The sequence below is a fragment of the Stenotrophomonas sp. 2YAF22 genome (assembly GCF_052114665.1).
Taxonomy (GTDB): domain Bacteria; phylum Pseudomonadota; class Gammaproteobacteria; order Xanthomonadales; family Xanthomonadaceae; genus Stenotrophomonas; species Stenotrophomonas indicatrix.
In genome coordinates this window covers 1-4,731 of the sequence record NZ_JBFRFE010000328.1, presented here as the reverse complement: position 1 = coordinate 4,731, position 4,731 = coordinate 1, and the positions used below count along the sequence as shown (strand labels likewise).

Below are 4,731 nucleotides of genomic sequence, written 5' to 3'. Positions count from 1 at the left end.
CCTCGTCCACCGCCAGGCGCTGGGCCAGCTGCGGAAACGCGGGAAAGATGGTGTCGATCGAGAACGGACCGAACATGGCCAGGCCAGCGAGCAACAGGGCCATGCGGCGGGTGGAAGGAGCAACGGCGGCGGTCATCGGGCAAGCGTCCGGCAGGGCCATGCATGACACGCACGGCGGGCGCCGATCCCCTGCAGCAGGGACGGCGCCAGATGAATACGAGAATCCCACCATCATAGGTGGGGAATGCGCGCGATGCCATGCACGGATGCACAGAACGCACGCCCGGGCCATCGGCCATTCAGCCCCGTGAGGCCATCCCGGGCCACCGTCAGGCGCCGGCAACGAGCTATAATCGGCGGGCAACACGGTGGGAGAAGCAGGTCACCGCTGCCGAAGGCGCAACGCCCGTAATCGCTCAGGCCCGATACCACCCGTAACAGAACTCTGGAGAGACCGGTTCGATCCGGCGCCGAAGGGGCACGAAGCTGCGGTTTTCCGCGCTTTTAAACTCTCAGGCAAAAGGACAGAGGGGCGCCCGCAGACCGCCGACCGGCGGCTTGTGCCCGTGCGTGTGCCCTTTCCTGACGGATCCTTCGCCATGTCCCAGAACACCCCTTCCCTGCGTGAGCTCGAGCACCATTCGGCGTTCGTCGAGCGCCACATCGGCCCTAACGATGCCGAGATCGCGCAGATGCTCGGCGTCATCGGCCACGCCTCGCTGGATGCGATGACCGATGCCATCGTGCCGGCCAAGATCAAGTCGCCGGCACCGCTGGCGCTGCCGGAGTCGATCACCGAAGTGCAGGCGCTGGCGAAGATCCGCGCGATCGCCGACAAGAACACCGTGCTGCGCAGCTTCATCGGCCAGGGCTACTACGGTACCCACACGCCGAACGTGATCCTGCGCAACATCCTGGAAAACCCGGCCTGGTACACCGCCTACACCCCGTACCAGGCGGAAATCTCGCAGGGCCGCATGGAAGCGCTGATCAACTTCCAGACCCTGTGCGCCGACCTGACCGGCATGGAAATCGCCAACGCCTCGCTGCTGGACGAAGCCACGGCCGCCGCTGAAGCGATGACCCTGGCCAAGCGCTCGGCCAAGTCGAAGTCGGACACCTTCTTCGTGCACGACGCCGTGCACCCGCAGACGCTGGAACTGCTGCGCACCCGCGCCGAGCCCATGGGCATCGTGCTGCGCGTGGGCACCCCGGCCGAAGCGCTGGAAGCGGAAGCCTTCGGCCTGCTGCTGCAGTACCCGGACACCTTCGGCCAGGTGGGCGACTACAAGGCGCTGGTCGATGCCGTGCACGCGCGCGGCGGCCTGGTGGCCGTGGCCACCGACCTGCTGGCACTGACCCTGCTGGCCGCCCCGGGCGAATGGGGTGCGGACATCGTGGTCGGCAACAGCCAGCGTTTCGGCGTGCCGTTCGGCTTCGGTGGCCCGCATGCTGCGTTCATGGCCTGCCGTGATGCCTACAAGCGTTCGATGCCGGGCCGCCTGATCGGCGTCTCGATCGACGCACAGGGCAACCCGGCCTACCGCCTGACCCTGCAGACCCGCGAACAGCACATCCGCCGCGAGAAGGCCACCTCCAACATCTGCACCGCACAGGTGCTGCTGGCGGTGATGGCCTCGATGTATGCCGTCTACCACGGTCCGGAAGGCCTGACCCGCATCGCCCGCCGCACCCATCGCCTGGCCGCCATCCTGGCCAGCGCGCTGCGCACTGCCGGTGTGCAGGTCGGTGCCGACTTCTTCGACACGCTGCACGTCACCGGCGTCGACGCCGACGCGATCCATGCCAAGGCCCGTGCCGCCGGCTACAACCTGCGTGCGATCGACAGCAGTTCGGTCGGCATCAGCCTGGACGAGACCGCCACCCGCGCCGACATCGTCGCCGTAGGCGCGCTGTTCGGTGCAACCGTTGATGTGGACGCGCTCGATGCCAGCACCGCCGATGCGCTGCCGGCCGGCCTGCTGCGCCAGTCCGCGTTCCTGACCCACCCGGTGTTCAACACCCACCACAGCGAGCACGAACTGCTGCGCTACCTGCGTTCGCTGGCCGACAAGGACCTGGCGATGGACCGCACGATGATCCCGCTGGGCTCGTGCACCATGAAGCTCAACGCCACCGCCGAAATGATCCCGGTGACCTGGCCGGAGTTCTCGCAGATCCACCCGCTGGTGCCGACCGAGCAGGCGCTGGGCTACAAGGAACTGATCGATTCGCTGGAAGCGATGCTGGTCGAGTGCACCGGCTACGACGCCGTCAGCCTGCAGCCGAACTCCGGTGCGCAGGGCGAGTACGCCGGCCTGCTGGCGATCCGCGCCTACCACCGCTCGCGTGGCGAAGATCACCGTGACATCTGCCTGATCCCGGATTCGGCGCATGGCACCAACCCGGCCTCGGCGCAGATGTGCGGCATGAAGGTCGTGGTCACCAAGACCGATGCCAACGGCAACGTCGACGTCGAAGACATCCGCCTCAACGCCGAGAAGTACAGCGACCGCCTGGCCGCGATCATGATGACCTACCCGTCCACGCACGGCGTGTTCGAGGAAGAGGTGGTGGAGATCTGCGAGATCATCCACAAGCATGGYGGCCAGGTGTACACCGACGGTGCCAACATGAACGCCCTGGTCGGCGTGGCCAAGCCGGGCAAGTGGGGTTCGGACGTTTCGCACCTGAACCTGCACAAGACCTTCTGCATCCCGCACGGCGGCGGCGGCCCGGGCGTTGGCCCGTGTGCGGTCAAGTCGCACCTTGCCCCGTTCCTGCCGGGCAAGCTGGGTGACAACGGTCCGGTCRGCATGGTCAGCGCCGCCAGCTTCGGCAGCGCCTCGATCCTGCCGATCAGCTGGATGTACATCGCGATGATGGGCACCGAAGGCCTGCGCAAGGCCACCCAGGTTGCCCAGCTCAACGCCAACTACATCGCCAAGCGCCTGGCCCCGCACTTCAAGACCCTGTACACCGGTCGCAACGGCCTGGTCGCGCACGAGTGCATCCTGGACGTGCGTCCGCTGGAGAAGACCAGCGGCATCGGTGCCGAAGACGTGGCCAAGCGCCTGATCGACTTCGGCTTCCATGCCCCCACCCTGAGCTTCCCGGTGGCCGGCACGCTGATGGTCGAACCGACCGAAAGCGAATCGCTGCACGAGCTGGACCGCTTCATCGACGCGATGATCCAGATCCGCGAAGAGATCACCGCGATCGAAGACGGCCGCCTGGACCGCGAGGACAACCCGCTGAAGAACGCCCCGCACACGGCCACGGCCGTGACCGCCAGCGAGTGGACCCACGCCTACCCGCGCGAGCTGGCCGCCTTCCCGCTGCCGAGCCTGAAGCTGCAGAAGTACTGGCCGCCGGTAGCCCGCGTCGACAACGTGTACGGCGACAAGAACGTGATGTGTGCCTGCATCCCGGTCGATGCCTACAAGGATGATGAAGTCGAGGCGTAAGCCATCGCGGCATCGGTAAGAGAACGGCCCGCGCAAGCGGGCCGTTCTCGTTTCCAGTAGATCCACGCCATGCGTGGATGCTTTGCCGTCATGGGTCGGGCATCTGCCCCAGGCTCAACTGCCACGACAYGCCGAAGCGGTCCTGCACCCAGCCGTAGCGGCTGCTGAAATCCTGATCGCCCACCGGCATCAGCCAGTGCCCGCCGTCACCCAGCACGCGCGCGGCACGCTCGAATGATTCGGCGCCGGAACACTCGACGAACAGCGAAATCGAGGGCGTGAACGTGAAGTCGTGCACATCCAGGCTGTCAAAGCACAGGTAGTGGGTGCCGCCGAGCAGGAAAATGGCCTGGCGGACCTGCCCGGGCACGCCCGCGCCCGCCCCGTCCGGGTGGCGCTGCAGGGCCAGCAGGCGGAATTCGGCGAAGGCTTCGGCGTACAGGGCCAGCGCCGCTTCGGCCTGGCCGGTGAACATCAGGAAGGGACGGCTGCGCAGCATGCGGTGCTCCCGTTCGTCGGGCCGGTGATGGCCCACCCGATCAGGATGGCACGGCGGATGTGCAGCCCCCGTGGTAGTGCCGGCCTCTGGCCGGCAACGCCGATCAGGCCTCGCGCATGCGCCGGGCGATGGCGCTGCTGGCCGCGATGGTCGCCGTCAGCGCCACCATCGACAGGAACTGCAGGCGCGTATGCGACTCGCTCAGCAGCAGGCCGAAGATCAGTGCCAGGATGCCCAGCGCACAGACGGTCAGCCATGGGAAACCGGCCATGCGGAACGGCAGGCGGGTGCCGAGGCGGTCGGCGCGGCGGCGCAGCACCAGCTGCGAGACCAGCGACAGCGTCCACACCAGCAGGCAGGTGGAACCGACGATGTTCAGCAGCACCGGCAGTACCCGGTCCGGGAACAGCAGCTCCATCACCGTGGCGGCAAAGCCGAACAGCACGCTGGCCAGCACGGCGATCACCGGCACCTGGCGCGGGTCGGTCCAGCCGAGCACGGCCGGCGCTTCACGACGCTGCGCCAGCGAATACATCATGCGCGAGGCGCCGTAGAGGTTGGCATTGAGCGCCGACAGCAGCGCGATCACGGCGATCAGGGTGATGGCCGTACCTGCGCCCGGGATGCGGGCGATATCCAGCACCGCAGCGAACGGCGACTTCAGCGCCTCGCTGGTCCACGGCACCACGGCGATGATCACGCTCAGCGAACCGATGTAGAACACCAGGATGCGCCAGGCCACGGTGCGGATGGCACGGGCGATGC

Annotated in this window: 3 protein-coding genes, 1 pseudogene and 1 riboswitch; of the genes and pseudogenes, 1 reads left to right on the top strand and 3 read right to left on the bottom strand. The window is 67.2% G+C overall.

Going from position 1 to position 4,731, the window contains the following annotated elements; translation table 11 throughout:
- A pseudogene (locus tag AB4Y84_RS13570) lies at positions 1–136 on the bottom strand (Bcr/CflA family drug resistance efflux transporter); the annotation flags it as partial.
- A gap of 299 nt (positions 137–435) precedes the next feature.
- A riboswitch (glycine riboswitch) is annotated at positions 436–538 on the top strand.
- Positions 539–599: 61 nt separating this feature from the next.
- On the opposite strand from AB4Y84_RS13570, the gene gcvP reads away from it, so the two are divergent.
- Positions 600–3,467, top strand: coding sequence for an aminomethyl-transferring glycine dehydrogenase (gene gcvP / locus AB4Y84_RS13565; protein WP_442250279.1), 2,868 nt, complete (start codon positions 600–602; stop codon positions 3,465–3,467).
- A gap of 88 nt (positions 3,468–3,555) precedes the next feature.
- On the opposite strand, the gene AB4Y84_RS13560 is transcribed toward gcvP, so the two are convergent.
- Together AB4Y84_RS13560 and AB4Y84_RS13555 are read right to left on the bottom strand one after the other, a co-directional pair.
- A complete protein-coding gene (locus AB4Y84_RS13560; protein WP_442250278.1) occupies positions 3,556–3,966 on the bottom strand; it encodes a VOC family protein in 411 nt (136 codons plus the stop codon).
- Between the two features lie 103 nt (positions 3,967–4,069).
- On the bottom strand, positions 4,070–4,731 hold a 662-nt coding region (locus AB4Y84_RS13555; RefSeq protein ID WP_442250277.1), incomplete at its 5' end, for an amino acid permease.